Below are 16,992 nucleotides of genomic sequence, written 5' to 3'. Positions count from 1 at the left end.
CTATTTAGAGAGAGTCTCTTCTATAACGGAATGGTTCTCTTCCTTCTTCACTCATCATCAGCAGTTCTCCGAACCGACATCAAAGTTAGGGAAGCATAACAAGAACAACAAATAGAATCTACGAAAAGGCATATCTCATCGACAGAACGGAAAAGAATGAACCCTACAATAGGGAAAAGAATGAAAAAAAAGCTATAAACAGTCGGCAGAACGATATATTTCAGTAACTTTGCTAACGTGAAAACAGGCTGCACCCCAGCATAAAAAAATGAACAGTATGGAAACTACCAGACAAAATAAAATAGCCCGTCTCCTGCAGAAGGAACTGAGTGATATCTTCTTGTTGCAAACCAAGTCCATGCCCGGCATACTGATTTCCGTCAGTGCCGTACGCATCAGCCCCGACATGAGCGTGGCACGCGCTTATCTCAGTATATTCCCCTCGGAGAAAAGCGAAGAAATAGTCAAGAACATCAACGGAAACATGAAATCCATACGCTTTGAACTGGGTACCCGCGTACGCCACCAACTACGCATTATCCCCGAACTGAAGTTCTTCGTAGACGACTCACTGGACTATCTGGAACGAATTGATGAACTGTTGAAATAATGTCCCTTCCCTTCTTTATAGCCCGCCGCTACCTCTTCTCCAAGAAGAAACACAATGCCATTAATATCATCTCCGGCATTTCGGTGTGTGGAGTGGCATTGGCTACGTTGGCGTTGGTATGCACCTTGTCCGTGTTCAACGGTTTTCAGGACATGGTGGCAGGCTTTTTCACAGCCTTCGACCCGGAACTGAAAATCACCGTCCGCGAAGGTAAGGTTTTCGACCCGCACGAAGCGTGCATCCGGCAAGTACACGCCCTGTCCGAGATTGACGTGTGGACGGAAACACTGGAAGAGAATGCCATGGTGCAGTACAAGGACCGCCAGGCAATGGCCGTCATCAAGGGAGTGGAGGACAATTTCGAACAGCTTACATCCATCGACAGCTTGCTCTATGGGACGGGAAAGTTCCTACTGAGCGACTCGGTGGTGGACTATGGTTTTCTGGGTGTGGAACTTATATCCGAGTTGGGCACCGGCATTCAGTTCGTGGACCCGTTGCAGGTCTATGCCCCCAAACGGAACGTACGGGTAAACATAGCCAACCCCACTGCGGCTTTCAACCGGGAGTATCTCTTCTCGCCCGGCGCCATCTTTGCCGTCAACCAGCAAAAATACGATTCACGCTACATACTGACGTCACTCGACTTTGCCCGCCGTCTGTTCAATTATGACACGGAAGTCTCTGCCATCGAGATGAAACTGAAACCCGGTTCCAACATCGGCTCCGTACAAAAGAAAATAGCAGGCATTCTCGGCGACCGGTTCATTGTACAGAACCGCTACGAGCAGCAGGCCGATGTTTTCCGCATCATGGAAATAGAGAAACTTATCTCTTATCTCTTCCTCACCTTCATTCTGGGTATCGCATGCTTCAATGTCATCGGTTCGCTGTCCATGCTGATACTGGACAAACGGGAGGACGTGGAGACACTGCGCAACCTGGGTGCCGATGACCGGCTCATAGCGCGCATCTTCTTGTTCGAAGGCAGGATGATTTCTGTATTCGGCGCCCTCTCCGGCATTGTTTTAGGATTGTTGCTGTGCTTTCTGCAGCAACGTTTCGGGTTGATTTCATTGGGGGGAGGCAATGGAAGTTTTGTAGTGGACGCTTATCCGGTAAGTGTACATGCCACGGATATTATTCTGGTATTCTTAACGGTCATCACTGTAGGCTTCTTGTCCGTATGGTATCCGGTGAGATACCTCAGCAAGCGGCTGCTGAGAAAAAGATAAAAAAACAGTTACTTCTTACGGATAATCGTCAATCCGTCACGCAGGGGAAGAATGACTTTCTCCACGCGCGCATCCCGCGCCACCAAATCATTGAAGGCTTTGATACTGATTGTTTGCAGGTCTGTGCGATGGGGTTGTTCTTCCAGCACATGGCCATCCCACAAGGTATTGTCGGCAATGATATATCCACCGCCGGAAAGGCGGGCGAGCACCATTTCATAATACTCTATGTATTTACGCTTATCTCCGTCAATAAAGGCAAGGTCGAAAGTGAGGTCCAGTTGCGGTACCAGCTCCAAGGCATCGCCAATGTAGAACCTGATTTTATCCGCGTAATCGGAATTCTCCAGCCACGGACGGGTGAAGTCCTCCTGCTCGTCGTTGATTTCAAACGTATGCAGCATCCCGCCCTCCGGCAGTCCTTCTGCTATGCAAAGTGCGGAATATCCGCTATAAGTCCCTATCTCCAGCACCTGCCGGGGACGAATCATCCGTACAAACATCTTGAGCATACGCCCCTGCAAATGTCCGGAAGCCATGCGGGGATATAGCAACTTGACATGCGTGTCGCGATAGAGCGCTTTCAGATAATCGCCCTCATCATCAATGTGCTGCAAAATGTATTCGTCAATCGTCACTTTGTTAATGGATTATAGGTTAGGGATAAGGGATTAGGGGTTAGGGGTTAGTTCTGCGCACAATTATTAATTAATCATTAACCGCTAATCCCTAACCCCTTATCCTTAATCCCTTATCCTACAAATATCTGTTACTGTTGGGCAACACACTATCTTCAGCATGTTTCAGGGCATCTTCCACCACGTTGATTTCGAGGAAAGAAGTGCGCGTACCGGCTTTACCGCTACTCAGGTAGCCCACCATGTCCGTAGGACATAAACGGCCTTCCTTCAACAAGCGGCGCAAGGCTGCAAAGTAATACTCCTGCCCGTTGGCAAGTTCGGGCATATAGATAGCTTCCACACCGTAGGAAAGGGCAAGGTGCCGCATGGTCTTTTCCTTGTAGCAGATGGCCAACACCGGATATTTGCCACGGAAAGCGGCAAGGTTACGGGCAGTACGGCCGCTGTAACTGTCGGTGATGATTGCACGGATTTTCAGTTTGGTGGTAGCCTTTACCGCTTGTTTGGCCAGGAACGCAGTCACGTCGTTGCTGTTCTCGTCCAACGGAATACGGATATCGTTGTCAGACAGCTTGTCTTTCTCCGCTTGGGCGGCAATCTTGGTCATCGTCTTCACCGCTTCTACCGGATACTTTCCATAGGCGGTTTCACCGCTCAACATCAAGGCATCCGTACGATAATAGATGGCATTGGCAATGTCCGTTACCTCCGCACGGGTGGGACGCGGATTGGAAATCATGGTATGAAGCATCTGTGTGGCAACAATCACCGGCTTCTTGGCAAGAATACACTTGCGGATGAGCACACGCTGGATGCCCGGAATACGTTCCTGCGGAACTTCAATACCGAGGTCACCGCGAGCTATCATCACACCGTCGGCTACTTCCAGGATTTCATCGATATTATCAACGCCTTCCTGGTTCTCAATCTTAGCAACAATACGGATATCGCTGTTATGAGCGTCAAGAATCGCCTTGATGTCGAGTATATCCTGCTTATTGCGCACAAAGGAGTGGGCAATGAAGTCTATGTTCTTCTCAATGGCATAAAGGATATTGGTGCGGTCCTTCTCCGTCAGAGAAGGCAGATTGATGCGGACGCCGGGAACGTTGACGCTCTTGCGGCTGCCCAGAGTAGCCTCATTCTGTACTTCGCAGAGCAGGTAGTCGGGGGTCTTCTCTACAACAACCAACTCCAAGTCACCGTCATCAATAAGGATATGGCCGTCCACATTCAAGTCTTTGACGAAATGGGGATAGGATACCGAGATACATTCACGGGTAGTCTCCTGCTCCGGGTTGCCTACCACCTTCACGCGGTCGCCCGCCTTGAAAGGAATGGGCTCAGCCAGAACCGTCGTGCGGACCTCCGGTCCTTTCGTATCCATCAGGATAGCGATGCGGTTGGAAACCGAACGCACATTGTTAATCAACTTCTCGGCACCTTCACGGCCAAGATGTGCAGTATTCATACGTACAACATTCATACCTGCATCGAACAACTGCTTTATAAAATCAACATCACAGCGCTGGTCAGAAATCGTTGCGACAATCTTCGTTTGCTTCAATAACATAATCTATATACCTATTTTATTTAATAATCTTTTAATGCCTCCATGGCCAGACGGTAGGAGTTCAGCCCGAAACCGAGAATGACACCCTTGCAAGCGCAGGAAATCATGGACACATGACGAAAAGCCTCGCGGGCATGTACATTAGAGATATGCACCTCAATCACCGGAGAAGTGACCGAACGGATAGCATCTTGCAGAGCGATGGACGTATGGGTGTAAGCACCCGCATTCAAAATGATGCCGTCCACATCAAAACCTACCTGCTGAATCTTGTCTATCAGCTCTCCCTCAATGTTGGACTGGAAATAGTCAATCTGTACATCCGCATATTTCTTGCGGAGTTCGGCAAGGTAGTCTTCAAAAGTAACGCTACCGTAAATGGAAGGTTCACGTTTGCCCAAGAGATTTATATTGGGGCCGTTAATAATCTGTATCCTCATAACACAATTTTTTATACCTTTGCGGTGCAAAGATAGTGCAAACCGAAAGCAGATGCAAATTTATTTGCAATTTGCTGAAATGCAGCCTATTTTCGCGAAGCAAAGGTAGAAAAAAGAAATGAAATCAGAAGAAAAATCCACGAATAAGGAGAAACAAACGCTGATAATCAGAAAGTACCACCAGTATCTGAAACTGGAAAAAGCACTCTCACCCAATACAGTGGATGCTTACCAAACAGACTTACAGAAGCTGCTGCACTTTCTGGAAGGAGAGGGTATCGCTATCCTTGACACTACCCTGGATGACTTGCAGCATTTTGCCTCCGGACTGCACGACATCGGCATCCATCCCCGCTCGCAGGCACGCATCTTGTCGGGCATCAAGTCATTCTTCCATTTCCTCGTCATGGCCGACTACCTGGAGGGAGACCCCAGCGAACTGTTGGAGGGACCCAAAATCGGATTCAAGCTTCCAGAAGTACTGACAGTGGAAGAGATAGACCGCATCATCTCCGCCATTGACCTAGGCACAAACGAGGGGCAACGCAACCGGGCCATCCTCGAGACTCTATACAGTTGCGGCCTACGGGTATCGGAACTGTGCAACCTGAAAATCTCCGACTTGTATTTCGACGAAGGCTTCATCAAGGTAGAAGGTAAGGGCAGCAAACAGCGCCTTGTACCCATATCGTCCCGTGCCATCAAGGAGATAAGGAACTGGTTCGTGGACCGCAATGGAGGCTGGAAAATCAAGAAGGACTTCGAGGACTATGTATTCCTGGCACGCTGGGGCAAAAATATCTCGCGCATCATGGTATTCCATCTCATCAAGGAACTGGCGAAGAAGGCCGGCATCACCAAAAACATCAGTCCGCACACCTTCCGCCATTCCTTTGCCACCCACCTGCTTGAAGGAGGCGCCAACCTGCGCGCCATACAAAGTATGCTGGGTCACGAATCTATCGCTACAACAGAAATTTACACACATATTGACCGGCACAGATTGCGCAGTGAAATCATAGAACATCATCCCCGCAATATAAAGTACCGCAAAGAGCGGGAAATTCATTAAATTATGATAAAATTGCTGCGCGAGTTAACAAACTGTAATAGGATTTAATATCTTTGCGTTGTTGTGTCCATGCCCAAACAGCACACTAAAATGGAATAGACAAATTTCAATTACAAACAATTAATTTATACCTAAAATGACTAAGAAATTGTATCTGCCGTTTTTAATGGCAATGGTTGTTGCATTAATGACATCGTGCAGCAAAAAGATGGGTGAATTGTCATCAGATTATTTCACCGTAACTCCTCAAGTTCTGGAAGCTGTGGGTGGTAAAGTTCCCGCTACAATCAACGGAAAATTCCCCGAAAAGTACTTCAACAAGAAGGCTGTGGTAGAAGTGACCCCTGTGCTGAAATGGAATGGCGGCGAAGCTAAAGGCCAGTCGGCTGTGTTCCAGGGCGAAAAAGTAGAAGGTAACGACCAGACTATCTCTTACAAGATGGGCGGCAGCTACACTATGAAGACATCTTTCGACTATGTACCGGAAATGGCCAAATCCGAACTGTATCTGGAATTCAAGGCTACAGTAGGCAAAAAGACTGTCACTATCCCTGCTGTAAAAGTAGCTGATGGTGTAATCTCCACTTCTGAGATGCTGGAACAAACATTGGGCAGCGCTAACCCCGCCAATGGTGACGACGCTTTCCAACGTATCATCAAAGAAAAGCATGACGCCAACATCATGTTCTTGATTCAACAAGCCAACGTACGCGCCAGCGAATTGAAGACTGCCAAAGAATTCGGCAAAGAAGTGAAAAACATAGACGAAGCTGAAAACAAGAAAATCAGCAACATCGAAATCTCCGCATACGCTTCTCCCGATGGTGGTGTAGGCTTGAATACTACACTGGCTGAGAACCGCCAGGACAACACGGCTAAAATCATCAACAGAGATTTGAAGAAAGCAAAAATCAATGCAGCAGTAGACACCAAGTATACGGCTCAGGACTGGGAAGGCTTCCAGGAACTGGTATCCAAATCAAACATCCAAGATAAAGAATTGATTCTTCGCGTTCTTTCCATGTATCAGGATCCTGAACAAAGAGAACAAGAAATCAAGAACATCTCTTCTGTTTATAAGACTTTGGCTGACGAAATCCTGCCGCAACTGCGTCGTTCACGCCTGACTTTGAACTACGAAATCATCGGTAAGTCTGACGAAGAAATCGCAAACCTCGCCGACAGCGATGCCAAGCAGCTGAACATCGAAGAATTACTGTATGCCACCACCTTGACTAAAGATGCTGCCAAGCAAGAAGCCATCTTCACAAAAGCTACTCAAATCTACCCGAACGATTTCCGTGCTTACAACAACTTAGGTAAACTGGCTTATCAGGCTGGTGATCTTGACAAGGCTGAAAGCTACTTCAAGAAAGCTCTCTCCATCAAGGATGCTCCTGAAGCAAACATGAATCTCGGTCTGATTGCCTTGACCAAGGGCGACAGAACAGCAGCAGAAAGCTATCTGAGCAAGGCTTCCGGTTCTAAGGAACTGAACGAGGCATTGGGTAATCTGTATGTTGCTCAAGGACAGTACGACAAGGCTGTCAGCTCATTTGGCGACACTAAGACTAACAGCGCTGCTTTGGCACAAATCCTGGCTAAGGACTACAACAAGGCTAAGAACACACTGGCTGCTATCGAAAGACCAGACGCTTATACTGACTACCTGATGGCTGTACTTGGCGCAAGAACCAACAATACATCTATGGTAACCAGCAGTCTGAAGAATGCCATTGCAAAAGAACCGGCTTTGGCAAAGAAGGCTGCTTCTGACCTGGAATTCGCCAAATACTTCACTAACACTGACTTTATGAATATCATCAAATAATAAAGGTTAGATTGAAAAGAACGTGCCCGGCATAGAAATATGTCGGGCATTTCTTTTTATTCACACCAAAAAGAAGTATTTTCGCGACGAAGTATCAGAAAAAGAACCGGAATGAAGAAAATCTATCTTGCATACCTTCTGCTTATTATATTGTCTGCCTGCGGCAGCAAAAATACAAATTCAGTCTACCTAAATGGTGAAATCAAAGGGCTGGGGAATGATACCCTTTATATATATGGTACGGACAAGTTCTATAACCGTATGGACACTCTGCTTGTCAAGGATGACAAGTTCTCTGCAACCCTCACCACCGACACACTTGCCTCTACATGGTTGCAATTCAGTGACGGTACGGAATATCCGCTTTACCTGGACAAAGGAGACAACATAAAGATAAAAGGTTCTGCCGCCGAACTTACTTCACTGGAAATCACGGGGAATGTTCCCAATGAAGAACTGACCGCCTTTCAGAAAGAGTTGAAAGGTTTGAGTACTCCCTCGGAGAAAGCATTGGAAGAAAAAGCAGAAGCCTTCATCAACAGCCATCCTTCTTCACTGGTAAGTATCTATCTGCTGGAGAAATATTTCGTGCAAAAACCGCAACCGGACTTCTCCTTAATCAAAGAAATGACAGAACACATGACCGGAGGCCTGAAAGACCGCCCATATGTGGACGAACTGCTTGACCTTATCCAAGAAGAAGAGAAGGTATCCGTCGGGAAAACCATCCCTTACGTCAACCTGCCCAATGCCAAAGGCACACAAATCAGCCGTACTAGCTTTAAGGACAAATATCTGTTGATACATTTTTGGGCATCTTGGGACCCGCAAAGCATGGAAGCCAACGCTGCCCTGCGCCGGATTTACAAGAAAGAAGAAAAGAACAAGCTATTCGCACTCTGGGGCATTTCCTTGGATATCGACAGAAAGGAATGGGAAGAAGCAATCAAAAGAGATACCCTGAAGTGGGAACAGAGTTGTGATTTCTCCGGATGGAACACAGCGCCCATCAAACAGCTCGCCATACAAGCATTGCCTGCCAATCTGTTCCTTAGCCCTTCCGGAAAAATTGAAGGGAAGAATATGAGTGAGGAAGACATCAAAAAGAAACTGGAGGAGATAGAGCAAAAGGAAAAAGAGAAGAAAGAGAGTGAAAAGAAACTCAAAAAACAAAACCGACGGTAGCCTATCCTGCCATCACTAACCCCTAATCACTAAAAACGTGCTCATAAAAGTTTTTGGAGCGGCTGTTCAAGGTATTGACGCAACCCTCATCACCATTGAAGTCAACAGTTCCAGAGGCTGTATGTTCTATTTAGTCGGTTTGCCGGACTCTGCGGTCAAAGAAAGCCATCAACGTATCATATCTGCTTTGCAGGTCAACGGCTACCGGATGCCGACCAGCAATATTGTCATCAACATGGCTCCGGCTGACATCCGCAAGGAAGGTGCAGCTTACGATTTACCTTTAGCCATCGGCATACTTGCCGCCAGCGAAGTTATCCAGTCCGATAAGCTGGAACGCTATCTGCTGATGGGTGAACTAAGCCTTGACGGCAGCCTGCAACCTATCAAAGGAGCACTCCCCATTGCCATCAAGGCCAGAGAACTGGGGTTTGAGGGTATGATTGTACCGCAACAGAATGCCCACGAAGCGGCAGTAGTAAACAATCTGAAAGTGTACGGAGCGGGAAACATCAAGGAAGTTATAGAATTCTTTAATGGCACGCAGGAATTAACCCCTACGTTAGTCAACACCCGCGAGGAATTCTATTCCCAGCAGAGCAACTTCGATTTCGACTTTGCAGAAGTAAAAGGACAGGAAAATGTGAAACGAGCCTTGGAGGTAGCTGCTTCGGGCAGCCACAATATACTTCTCATCGGTTCGCCGGGCAGCGGTAAGTCCATGCTTGCCAAGCGTCTGCCATCTATACTTCCTCCCCTCTCTTTGGGAGAGAGTCTGGAAACGACCAAGATTCATTCTGTTGCCGGAAAGTTGGGCAAAGACGGTGGGCTCATCTCGAAACGCCCGTTCCGCGACCCTCACCACACCATTTCTACGGTAGCAATGACCGGTGGAGGAAGTTTCCCCCAACCCGGTGAAATCAGTCTGGCACATAACGGCATTTTATATCTTGATGAACTGCCAGAGTACAGCCGCAACGTATTGGAGGTTCTTCGCCAACCGCTGGAAGATAGGAAGATTACCGTGTCACGCATCCGATGCAATGTAGAGTATCCGGCAAGTTTTATGCTGGTAGCCTCTATGAATCCGTGCCCATGCGGGTATTACACGCATCCCACCAAGGCTTGTGTGTGCAGTCCCGGACAAGTACAAAAGTACCTGAACCGCATATCCGGACCTTTGCTCGACCGTATCGACCTGCAAATTGAAGTCACCCCACTCCCCTTTGAAGAGATGGCAGATTCTCGCCCCGGCGAATCGAGCGCCACCATACGCGAGCGTGTGATACGTGCCCGACAAATTCAAGAAGCAAGGTATGCAGACATTCCCGGCATATATTGTAATGCCCAGATGAACAGTAAACTGCTTGCTCGCCACGCCCGTCCGAATGACAAAGGACTTGCCATGCTCAAAACTGCCATGAACCGCCTAAACCTTTCGGCCCGCGCCTACGACCGTATATTGAAAGTATCACGCACCATCGCCGACCTGGAAGGCTGCGAATTGATACAGCCGGCACACTTGGCGGAAGCTATCGGATATAGAAATCTGGATAGGGAGGACTGGGCAGGATGAAAAAGGGATTAGCGGTGAGCGATTAACAGTCAGCCCCTTTAATCCCTAATCCCTAATCTCTAACCCTTATTTTTCTATCCGAATGCGCGCATCCACCGCTATCACCTGCTTTTCAGTCGCCAACAATGGATTGATATCCATCTCCTTGATTTCCGTTGCAAAGCGCAGCAAGGTGGAAAGCCGTACAATAATTTCGGCAAATTTATCTTCATTCACTCCCTTCTGCCCACGCGTACCTTTGATAATCTTATAGGCACGCAACGAGTGAATCATGGAGTAAGCCTCCTCGTAGGACAACGGTGCAAGACCGGAAGATATATCCTTCAGCACCTCCACAAAAATACCGCCCAGGCCGCAGAGTACCACATGTCCGAACTTCTCTTCATATTTGGCACCGATAAACAATTCCGTCCCTTTCAACATCGGCTGCACCATGATAGCACTAGCTTCGGGAATCTGCATCATACGGTCGAATTCCAATGCCAAATGCTGTTCACTCTTGATATTGAGCACAACACCGCCCACATCCGACTTATGCACCGGCCCCACCACCTTTGCCACCACCGGGAACCCCGTGCGACGCGCAAAGGCAAGCACTTCTTCCTTGTTGTCCGAAACAAACTCCTCCACAATAGGAATACCTGCAGAGCGGAGCAATGCCTGCACATAGTGCGGGGCGATATAACCGTCCGCAGGAATGGAATCTATAATCCGGCGGATACGGGGAACATCCACTCCAAAGAGCTCGATTTCATTATTGGCAGGCCGCGGGGCATTCATTATCCGCGAAAGTGCCGTGCCGAGAGTCACCTCATCGGCAAAGTTCACATGGCCCTTTGCCAGGAAAGCGGCAACCTCGGCTCCCGCCGTATTGATGGAAGGAAGAATCGGAAAAATCGGCTTCTTGCAATGCAGCATCTTCTCGTGCAGCACATCATACATTTCAAACATGGTCACCAGCCCCGGAGTGCCGAAAATAGCCATTACAGCATCAATATTGTCAAACTTCTCCTCACAATACTCCAGACAGAGGCGCAGATGTTCCGGCGTACCCGTAGCCAGAATATCAATGGGATTCCCCACAGCCGCACCGGGGAAAAGCTTACCCTTAAGTTCCTCCGCCACCGGTCCTTCCAGTTTCGGAACATTCAGTCCACCCTTACTCAATGCATCGGTCAGCATCACTCCCGGACCGCCGGCATGGGTAATGATGGCGAAGTTTTTCCCTTTCAGTTCCGGCAGTGTGAAGATACAACCTACGGTCGTCAGCTCCTCGCGCGAATAGCAACGCACAATACCCGCCTTACGGAACAAGGCCTCTACCGCCGAATCGCTACTGGCAATGGCCCCCGTATGCGAACTCGCCGCCCGGCTACCGCTTTCGCTACTGCCCGCCTTGATGGCCGCAATCTTGCAGCCCTTCTTGATGAGCGAGGATGCATGAAACAGCAGACGGTCGGGGTCACCGATACTCTCTATATAAAGAAGTTTTATTCTGGAATCCGCTTCCGGATTGAAGTGTTCGTCCATGTATTGCAACACATCCTCCACGCCGATTTGCTTGGCATTGCCCACAGACCATACAGAGTTGAATTGCAATCCCTTGGTCACGGCGCTCTCCAATATGAACACCGCTGTGGCACCGGAGCTGGAAATCAGGTCTACCCCTTGCGGATGCAGTTGCGGGATGGGCTGGCTGAATACACTGTGATGCCACGAGTTCATAAAACCGATACAGTTGGGGCCTATCAGAGAGGCTCCATACCGGTTCACCGTTTCCAGTATGCGATCTTCCAGCACAGCACCCTCATGGGTCTCCTCACCAAAACCGGCAGAAAGGATAATGAACGCCTTCACCTGCTTCTCCGCAGCAAGCATCTCCACCGCATCGGGACAAAGCGCGGCAGGTATGGCAAGGATGGCAAGGTCCGTATCGGGAATGTCCTTCACATCCGTAAAGGCAGCAACACCCTGCACTTCAGTCTCTTTCGGATTCACGGCACGAAGCTCACCGGTATATCCGCCGCTAAGCAGATTTTTCAGGATAGCCCCTCCGGGTTTGTGTACATTGTTGGATGCCCCCACTACCACAATACTGGCCGGGTGAAGTAATTGGCTTGTTATCATAGTCTGTTTTACATTAAGTTAATGATTCATGCACAAATATACATTTTCCATGCATAAAAGCAATCGGTAAAAGAGAAAATAAGCTTAATCCCTTTGCAAAATATAAATAAGTTTACGGAAGTATATATATTTGTGCCATCAATAACAATACGCAGAAAACTACCCTATATGGAAAGCCGTGTCAAAGAGATAGATTATCTGAAATGCATCTTCATCACCCTGATGATTATCTTCCACCTTGTATACATAGGCGACAAGTATCCGTATGCGAAACAAATCGTCTATACGTTCCACATGTCCGCTTTCCTGATTATTTCGGGCTATCTGGCCAATAATCGGAAGGATGCCCGGAGCTTTCTCCGCAAGTTTCTATGGATTTTCATTCCGTATGCCTGCATGGAGGCGGCCTATACGGTGATGTCGCATTTCCTGCCCGTACGCGAAAGTGTAGATGCCATTACTCCTGCTATATTGCTCGACAAGATATTCCTCCATCCGATGGGGCCTTACTGGTATCTGCATACACTGATTCTGTGCAGCCTCATCTATTATATCACATTCCGCTATGTACGGCTGTCGGTTGTCTCCCGGCTGGTTGTGGCCGGTGTCTGCCTGTTTGCCCTTTCCTATTGGGGAGGATTGATGAACTTCTCCAATGCCCTCTATTTCCTTATCGGCATGACAGTGAGCCAAAGCGGGCTTCGTTTTACACAAGTCTTTCGCGCCACAACCTTCGCCATTGTTCCATTCGTAATACTATGCTGTTTTCCCGCCAATCTGGATAGGGGTACTCTGGCAGGAGTCGCCATCACCTGGCTTTCCATCAGCCTGCTGTTGGCAGCCTACGGCTATCTGCCGGTACAAGCCAAACGGCTTTCCTTCTTTATAGGGCGCAATACGCTGGTCATACTCCTTTTCTCACCCATTTTCACCATTCTGTCCAAGGCGTTCCTGTCCGTGTTCGCCTTCGACCCTACGGGGATGCTGTTCCTTGTCACTGCCACCGCCTTCACTCTTAGCGGCTGCATGGGTATGGCGTGGGCTATGGACAAGATGCACGTTTCCAGATTCTTCTTCGGGAAGAGGACTATATTGTGCTGAGACGGTTCACGTCTTCGCCCACAAAGGGAAGTTTCACCACAAACTCCTTTTCGTCCTTAAGAATCTCCACCAGCGTGCCGTATAGGGCATACTGCCGTTGCAGGTTCTTCAATCCCGCTCTATTACTGGCCACATAGTTGCGCAACTGAAGATTGTTGCGTACCGTAATCCCTTCGTTTCCTATGGATATATGGACTATCAGCGGCGACTTCTTTGTACTGATATTATGCTTCAAGGCATTCTCCACAAGCATCTGTATGCTGGCAGGAATGACGAGACAATGATGATTCCGCAAATCATCTTCTATCTCCACATGCAGCGCATCGCCAAAGCGGATATGCTCCAGGTATAAATACGACTCTACGAACGACAGTTCTTCCTGCACGGTCACCGTAGCTCTGCCATGCGTAGTGAGCAGATAACGGTACACCGTAGACAGCTTCTTGGCAAACCGGTTCGTCTTTTCGGTATCCTGATAAGCAAGGGAGGCAAGGACATTCAGACTATTGAATAAGAAATGGGGATTAATCTGGTTTTTCAGCACCTCGAACTGATACAGCGCCTTCTCCTTCTCGATGACAGCCATCTGCTTCTCCATCTCCGAACGTTGCAGGCTATAGAAGAATATCTCTATCTGCAGAACGATAATCCAGTTCCACGGCACTACCGGCAGGGAGCTTCTCAAGATATGCCAGAAATTTCCATGCCCGCCCATCAGCAGGAAGTTCAAGATGTACGTCAACAGAACAACCAGTGCAGTGGTCAACACAATATCCACCAGAATCCTCACCGCATTGTTGCGCTGTTTCAGTCTTTTATATATCAAGTTGATAACCCCAAAGTCGATGAACCCCAGCCCTATGCACAAAGGAAGATTCAGAAAGAACTGCACCATGATATTCGCATACCACGGCTTACCGCTGATGACGTTATAAACGCACCCTATGACAAGCAACGAGACGGAAACCGTCAGTATAAAAAGGAATATGTATCTCTTATGCCTCATAACTTATAACTCATACCACTCCGTCCACCCATTTCAAGAAATCGGCCACGCGACTGCGGCTCACCAATACCTCGTGCGGGCACTCCGGCTCGAAGTAAAGCTTCAAGCGACTGCCGAAGTACCTGGAACTCTTCCGGATGGACCTAATGTTGGATATGCAGCTCCTTGAAACCCTAAAGAAAACATCCCTATCCAGCATTCCCTCCAACTGGTCCAGCGAGTAGCTGATGATATACCGTTTCCCGAAGAAGAGGTGCAGATAAGTCAGCTTGTCCTCACTATAAAAGAAAGCGACATCCGGAGTTTCTACGTAGCGGAAGGTATCGCCCACCTGCACCAGAAAACGGTTCTTCTTGTTGGCTGCCAAGTAGCCGAGTTCCAGTTGCCGATATTCGGGAGCCGCAGTACGGAGGGCACTGTTGCGCTCGAACTTGCACAAGGCTGCTTCTAGGTCGCTTTCTTCAATGGGTTTCAGCAGATAGTCGATGCTGTTTACCTTGAAAGCCTTGATGGCATATTCGTCGTAGGCGGTGGTGAAGATAACGGGCAAATCGACGGGACACTGCTCGAATATCTCAAAGCTCAACCCGTCGGACAAGCGGATATCTACAATCATCAAGTCCAGGCTGCCCTGACGCAAGAGCAGTACAGCCTGCTCCACGCTCTCTGCCCAGCCCGCCAACTGCCAGGAAGGGCGCAGCCGTTGCATCATACGCTTCAGCTCTTCGTAGGCGAAGCGCTCATCTTCTACTAATAAATACTTTACCATAAAACGTGTCTGTTATTGCGACAAAGATACTATTTTACCTCTTGTCTTTACTAAAATGGCATTTGTCATTTCAGCGTATACCTGAATCCCACCGTCAGGCGCAGAGTCGGTCTGAAGCAAGGCTCGTCCTCATCGTTCTTGAAGTTATTGAGAAAACCTTTCAAACTACGGTCCGACATACTTATTCCGCGTATCCAGTTACCGCCCACTCCCAGATAAACAGCCGTCTTCCTACTCAACTGGTACGAAGGACTGATGTATGACCTCAGCATGACGGTAGAATAGATTTTCGATTTCCCGTCGACTTCCATCACGGCAGACATGCCGTCCATATCGAGGGCGGTCAGTTCCAGCTTCAGCTTCTTGTTCAGCCAGGTGGCGACGGACACTTTCATGCCGCTGGACATATCCACTTTCAGCTCATACCTGCCGGCATTCCTCCAACTGAAGTACATCATGGGCAGTATCATCGGGATACCGTAAGAGTTCGTCAACCCCGCACCGATGCCCAAGTCGAGGTTCTTCCGCAGTTTATAGACAAAGATGATTGCTCCATTAGCCAGTAGGGTCTTCATGGAAACCCCGTCCAACGAGGCATAGACACCGCCGCCCACAGAGGCTATGATACTCCACTTGTCGGACAGGGGACGGATGTGGGAGATATTCAGACTGGCATTCAGCAGATTGTCCGGATTCAACTCCCGCGCCTGCCCCTTATTATGGAATACGCCATAGGCAGCATTGACGGTTGCCGACCACGCCACCAGCCTGCCCTTGTCGTCATGCCTGACGGAAAGCGGCAGGTTATACCTTCCCGATACCATCATCAGGCTGCCCGAACCATACTCGTTGCCGAGGTCATCCTTCAACGAACTTTCGGGCAGATAGTCGTAACTGATATAGCCTTGCCCCCGGCAGCAGAACGGCCACGCCGCAAGCCACAACACCAATAGAATCACAGAGTTTGTCCTCATGGGAATATGCAAATGTTTTCTGCAAATATAGTCCTGCGGCAAGTAAGCGGGAAGCATTTACGGACGGGGTGCGGAATGGGGAGGACGAAATGCGGAAACCGGAAGGCGGAATGATTCCATGTTTTACGTTACGCATTTCACGTTACGTAAAATACATAATATTTTCGGGATAAAACAAATATCAGGTGAAGCACCCATCAATCTCCAAACTAATTGTACCTTTGCGGAACTTTAAACAAAAAAATGATGAAAGAAGAAACTTTCGATTATTCCAAAGTTCCCCATAACTTCGGCTTATGCGCTACTGACACATGCCCTTATACTGACACCTGCCTGCGCCGGATTGCATATACGTATGCACCCTCAAACAACATCTTCCTATATGTACTGAATCCGAAAGCAATAGAGTCCACAGCGGGAAAATGCAAATATTATTGCTCGAATAAGAAAGTGCGCTATGCCAAAGGCTTTATCCATACGGCAGAAGCCATCTCTGTCGGCCAGTCCGGCACGTTCCGCTACCGGCTCATCGGCTTATGGGGTATCCGAAGATATTATCAGAAGCGGAAAGGGGAAACTTTGCTCTCACCAACCGAGCAGCAACAAGTCATTGCAATTGCCCGTAACTTAGGACTCCAACGGACGGAGTACTTCGACGCTTATGTAGAAGAGTACGACTTCACATGACAGCTCCGGTCACCTCACATGATAACTCCGGTTACCCCAAACGGTAACTTCATTTACACTACGAGGTAAAAGGCTTTACACTATGGTGTAACGACCGTTACAATATGGAGTAACGGCCGTTACACCCTATGGTAAACGGCTTTACATTAGAAGGTAAACAAGCGG

At 48.4% G+C, this 16,992-nt stretch carries 15 protein-coding genes; 8 read left to right on the top strand and 7 right to left on the bottom strand.

Annotated elements, in window-relative coordinates; all coding sequences use genetic code 11:
* Nucleotides 1-277: 277 nt before the first annotated feature.
* Together rbfA and DW800_RS04745 are read left to right on the top strand one after the other, a co-directional pair.
* A complete protein-coding gene (gene rbfA / locus DW800_RS04750; RefSeq protein WP_005834378.1) occupies nt 278-610 on the top strand; it encodes a 30S ribosome-binding factor RbfA in 333 nt (110 codons plus the stop codon).
* Complete coding sequence (locus DW800_RS04745; RefSeq protein WP_005830763.1) at nt 610-1,845, top strand: FtsX-like permease family protein; 1,236 nt, start codon at nt 610-612, stop codon at nt 1,843-1,845. The genes rbfA and DW800_RS04745 overlap by 1 nt, the downstream gene beginning before the upstream one ends.
* An 8-nt stretch (nt 1,846-1,853) precedes the next feature.
* Here DW800_RS04745 and DW800_RS04740 read toward each other — a convergent pair whose 3' ends face one another.
* The 3 genes from DW800_RS04740 to aroQ all read right to left on the bottom strand — a co-directional run bounded on the left by DW800_RS04740 (nt 1,854) and on the right by aroQ (nt 4,499).
* Nucleotides 1,854-2,483 (bottom strand): O-methyltransferase, encoded by a 630-nt coding sequence (locus DW800_RS04740; RefSeq protein WP_005834376.1) that lies wholly within the window; start codon nt 2,481-2,483, stop codon nt 1,854-1,856.
* Between the two features lie 118 nt (nt 2,484-2,601).
* Complete coding sequence (gene pyk / locus DW800_RS04735) at nt 2,602-4,059, bottom strand: pyruvate kinase (RefSeq protein ID WP_009037618.1); 1,458 nt, start codon at nt 4,057-4,059, stop codon at nt 2,602-2,604.
* Between the two features lie 20 nt (nt 4,060-4,079).
* On the bottom strand, nt 4,080-4,499 hold the full coding sequence (gene aroQ / locus DW800_RS04730; protein WP_005834372.1) for a type II 3-dehydroquinate dehydratase: 420 nt from the start codon (nt 4,497-4,499) through the stop codon (nt 4,080-4,082).
* Nucleotides 4,500-4,617: 118 nt separating this feature from the next.
* Between aroQ and xerD the strand changes: the two genes are divergently transcribed.
* The 4 genes from xerD to DW800_RS04710 all read left to right on the top strand — a co-directional run bounded on the left by xerD (nt 4,618) and on the right by DW800_RS04710 (nt 10,163).
* The gene (xerD, locus tag DW800_RS04725) at nt 4,618-5,571 is read left to right on the top strand and encodes a site-specific tyrosine recombinase XerD (protein WP_005830767.1); all 954 of its coding nucleotides are present in this window, start codon (nt 4,618-4,620) and stop codon (nt 5,569-5,571) included.
* 136 nt (nt 5,572-5,707) lie between these two features.
* Nucleotides 5,708-7,402 carry a tetratricopeptide repeat protein gene (locus tag DW800_RS04720; RefSeq protein WP_057088716.1) on the top strand — a complete coding sequence of 565 codons (1,695 nt, stop codon included), beginning with the start codon at nt 5,708-5,710 and terminating at the stop codon, nt 7,400-7,402.
* 111 nt (nt 7,403-7,513) lie between these two features.
* Nucleotides 7,514-8,587, top strand: a complete 1,074-nt coding sequence (locus tag DW800_RS04715) for a TlpA disulfide reductase family protein (protein WP_005834368.1) — start codon at nt 7,514-7,516, stop codon at nt 8,585-8,587.
* Nucleotides 8,588-8,624: 37 nt separating this feature from the next.
* A complete protein-coding gene (locus DW800_RS04710; RefSeq protein ID WP_117703813.1) occupies nt 8,625-10,163 on the top strand; it encodes a YifB family Mg chelatase-like AAA ATPase in 1,539 nt (512 codons plus the stop codon).
* A gap of 66 nt (nt 10,164-10,229) precedes the next feature.
* Here DW800_RS04710 and DW800_RS04705 read toward each other — a convergent pair whose 3' ends face one another.
* Nucleotides 10,230-12,290: an acetate--CoA ligase family protein gene (locus DW800_RS04705; RefSeq protein ID WP_117703812.1), complete on the bottom strand. Its 2,061-nt coding sequence runs from the start codon at nt 12,288-12,290 to the stop codon at nt 10,230-10,232.
* Between the two features lie 168 nt (nt 12,291-12,458).
* Here DW800_RS04705 and DW800_RS04700 point away from each other — a divergent pair, with 168 nt between their 5' ends.
* Nucleotides 12,459-13,391: an acyltransferase family protein gene (locus DW800_RS04700; RefSeq protein ID WP_117703811.1), complete on the top strand. Its 933-nt coding sequence runs from the start codon at nt 12,459-12,461 to the stop codon at nt 13,389-13,391.
* Here the strand turns inward: DW800_RS04700 and DW800_RS04695 are convergent.
* The 3 genes from DW800_RS04695 to DW800_RS04685 all read right to left on the bottom strand — a co-directional run bounded on the left by DW800_RS04695 (nt 13,378) and on the right by DW800_RS04685 (nt 16,140).
* Entirely contained in the window at nt 13,378-14,397 is a 1,020-nt protein-coding gene (locus DW800_RS04695; protein WP_117703810.1) for a sensor histidine kinase, read from the bottom strand. The genes DW800_RS04700 and DW800_RS04695 overlap by 14 nt on opposite strands.
* A gap of 10 nt (nt 14,398-14,407) precedes the next feature.
* Entirely contained in the window at nt 14,408-15,166 is a 759-nt protein-coding gene (locus DW800_RS04690) for a LytR/AlgR family response regulator transcription factor (RefSeq protein ID WP_117703809.1), read from the bottom strand.
* 65 nt (nt 15,167-15,231) lie between these two features.
* The gene (locus DW800_RS04685; RefSeq protein ID WP_119957839.1) at nt 15,232-16,140 is read right to left on the bottom strand and encodes a DUF6268 family outer membrane beta-barrel protein; all 909 of its coding nucleotides are present in this window, start codon (nt 16,138-16,140) and stop codon (nt 15,232-15,234) included.
* Nucleotides 16,141-16,386: 246 nt separating this feature from the next.
* Between DW800_RS04685 and DW800_RS04675 the strand changes: the two genes are divergently transcribed.
* The gene (locus DW800_RS04675) at nt 16,387-16,827 is read left to right on the top strand and encodes a DUF6078 family protein (RefSeq protein ID WP_009037613.1); all 441 of its coding nucleotides are present in this window, start codon (nt 16,387-16,389) and stop codon (nt 16,825-16,827) included.
* Nucleotides 16,828-16,992 lie beyond the last annotated feature (165 nt).

It is taken from the genome of Bacteroides sp. AM32-11AC (assembly GCF_003603515.1).
Lineage (GTDB): Bacteria > Bacteroidota > Bacteroidia > Bacteroidales > Bacteroidaceae > Bacteroides > Bacteroides uniformis.
This window is presented reverse-complemented; position numbering and strand designations above follow the sequence as displayed.

Bases quoted from the DNA above. Each gene is read 5' to 3' on its own strand.
- rbfA (WP_005834378.1), top strand. From the start codon at position 278: ATGGAAACTACCAGACAAAATAAAATAGCCCGTCTCCTGCAGAAGGAA.
- DW800_RS04745 (WP_005830763.1), top strand. From the start codon at position 610: ATGTCCCTTCCCTTCTTTATAGCCCGCCGCTACCTCTTCTCCAAGAAG.
- pyk (WP_009037618.1), bottom strand. From the start codon at position 4,059: ATGTTATTGAAGCAAACGAAGATTGTCGCAACGATTTCTGACCAGCGC.
- aroQ (WP_005834372.1), bottom strand. From the start codon at position 4,499: ATGAGGATACAGATTATTAACGGCCCCAATATAAATCTCTTGGGCAAA.
- xerD (WP_005830767.1), top strand. From the start codon at position 4,618: ATGAAATCAGAAGAAAAATCCACGAATAAGGAGAAACAAACGCTGATA.
- DW800_RS04720 (WP_057088716.1), top strand. From the start codon at position 5,708: ATGACTAAGAAATTGTATCTGCCGTTTTTAATGGCAATGGTTGTTGCA.
- DW800_RS04715 (WP_005834368.1), top strand. From the start codon at position 7,514: ATGAAGAAAATCTATCTTGCATACCTTCTGCTTATTATATTGTCTGCC.
- DW800_RS04705 (WP_117703812.1), bottom strand. From the start codon at position 12,290: ATGATAACAAGCCAATTACTTCACCCGGCCAGTATTGTGGTAGTGGGG.
- DW800_RS04700 (WP_117703811.1), top strand. From the start codon at position 12,459: ATGGAAAGCCGTGTCAAAGAGATAGATTATCTGAAATGCATCTTCATC.
- DW800_RS04695 (WP_117703810.1), bottom strand. From the start codon at position 14,397: ATGAGGCATAAGAGATACATATTCCTTTTTATACTGACGGTTTCCGTC.
- DW800_RS04690 (WP_117703809.1), bottom strand. From the start codon at position 15,166: ATGGTAAAGTATTTATTAGTAGAAGATGAGCGCTTCGCCTACGAAGAG.
- DW800_RS04685 (WP_119957839.1), bottom strand. From the start codon at position 16,140: ATGAGGACAAACTCTGTGATTCTATTGGTGTTGTGGCTTGCGGCGTGG.
- DW800_RS04675 (WP_009037613.1), top strand. From the start codon at position 16,387: ATGAAAGAAGAAACTTTCGATTATTCCAAAGTTCCCCATAACTTCGGC.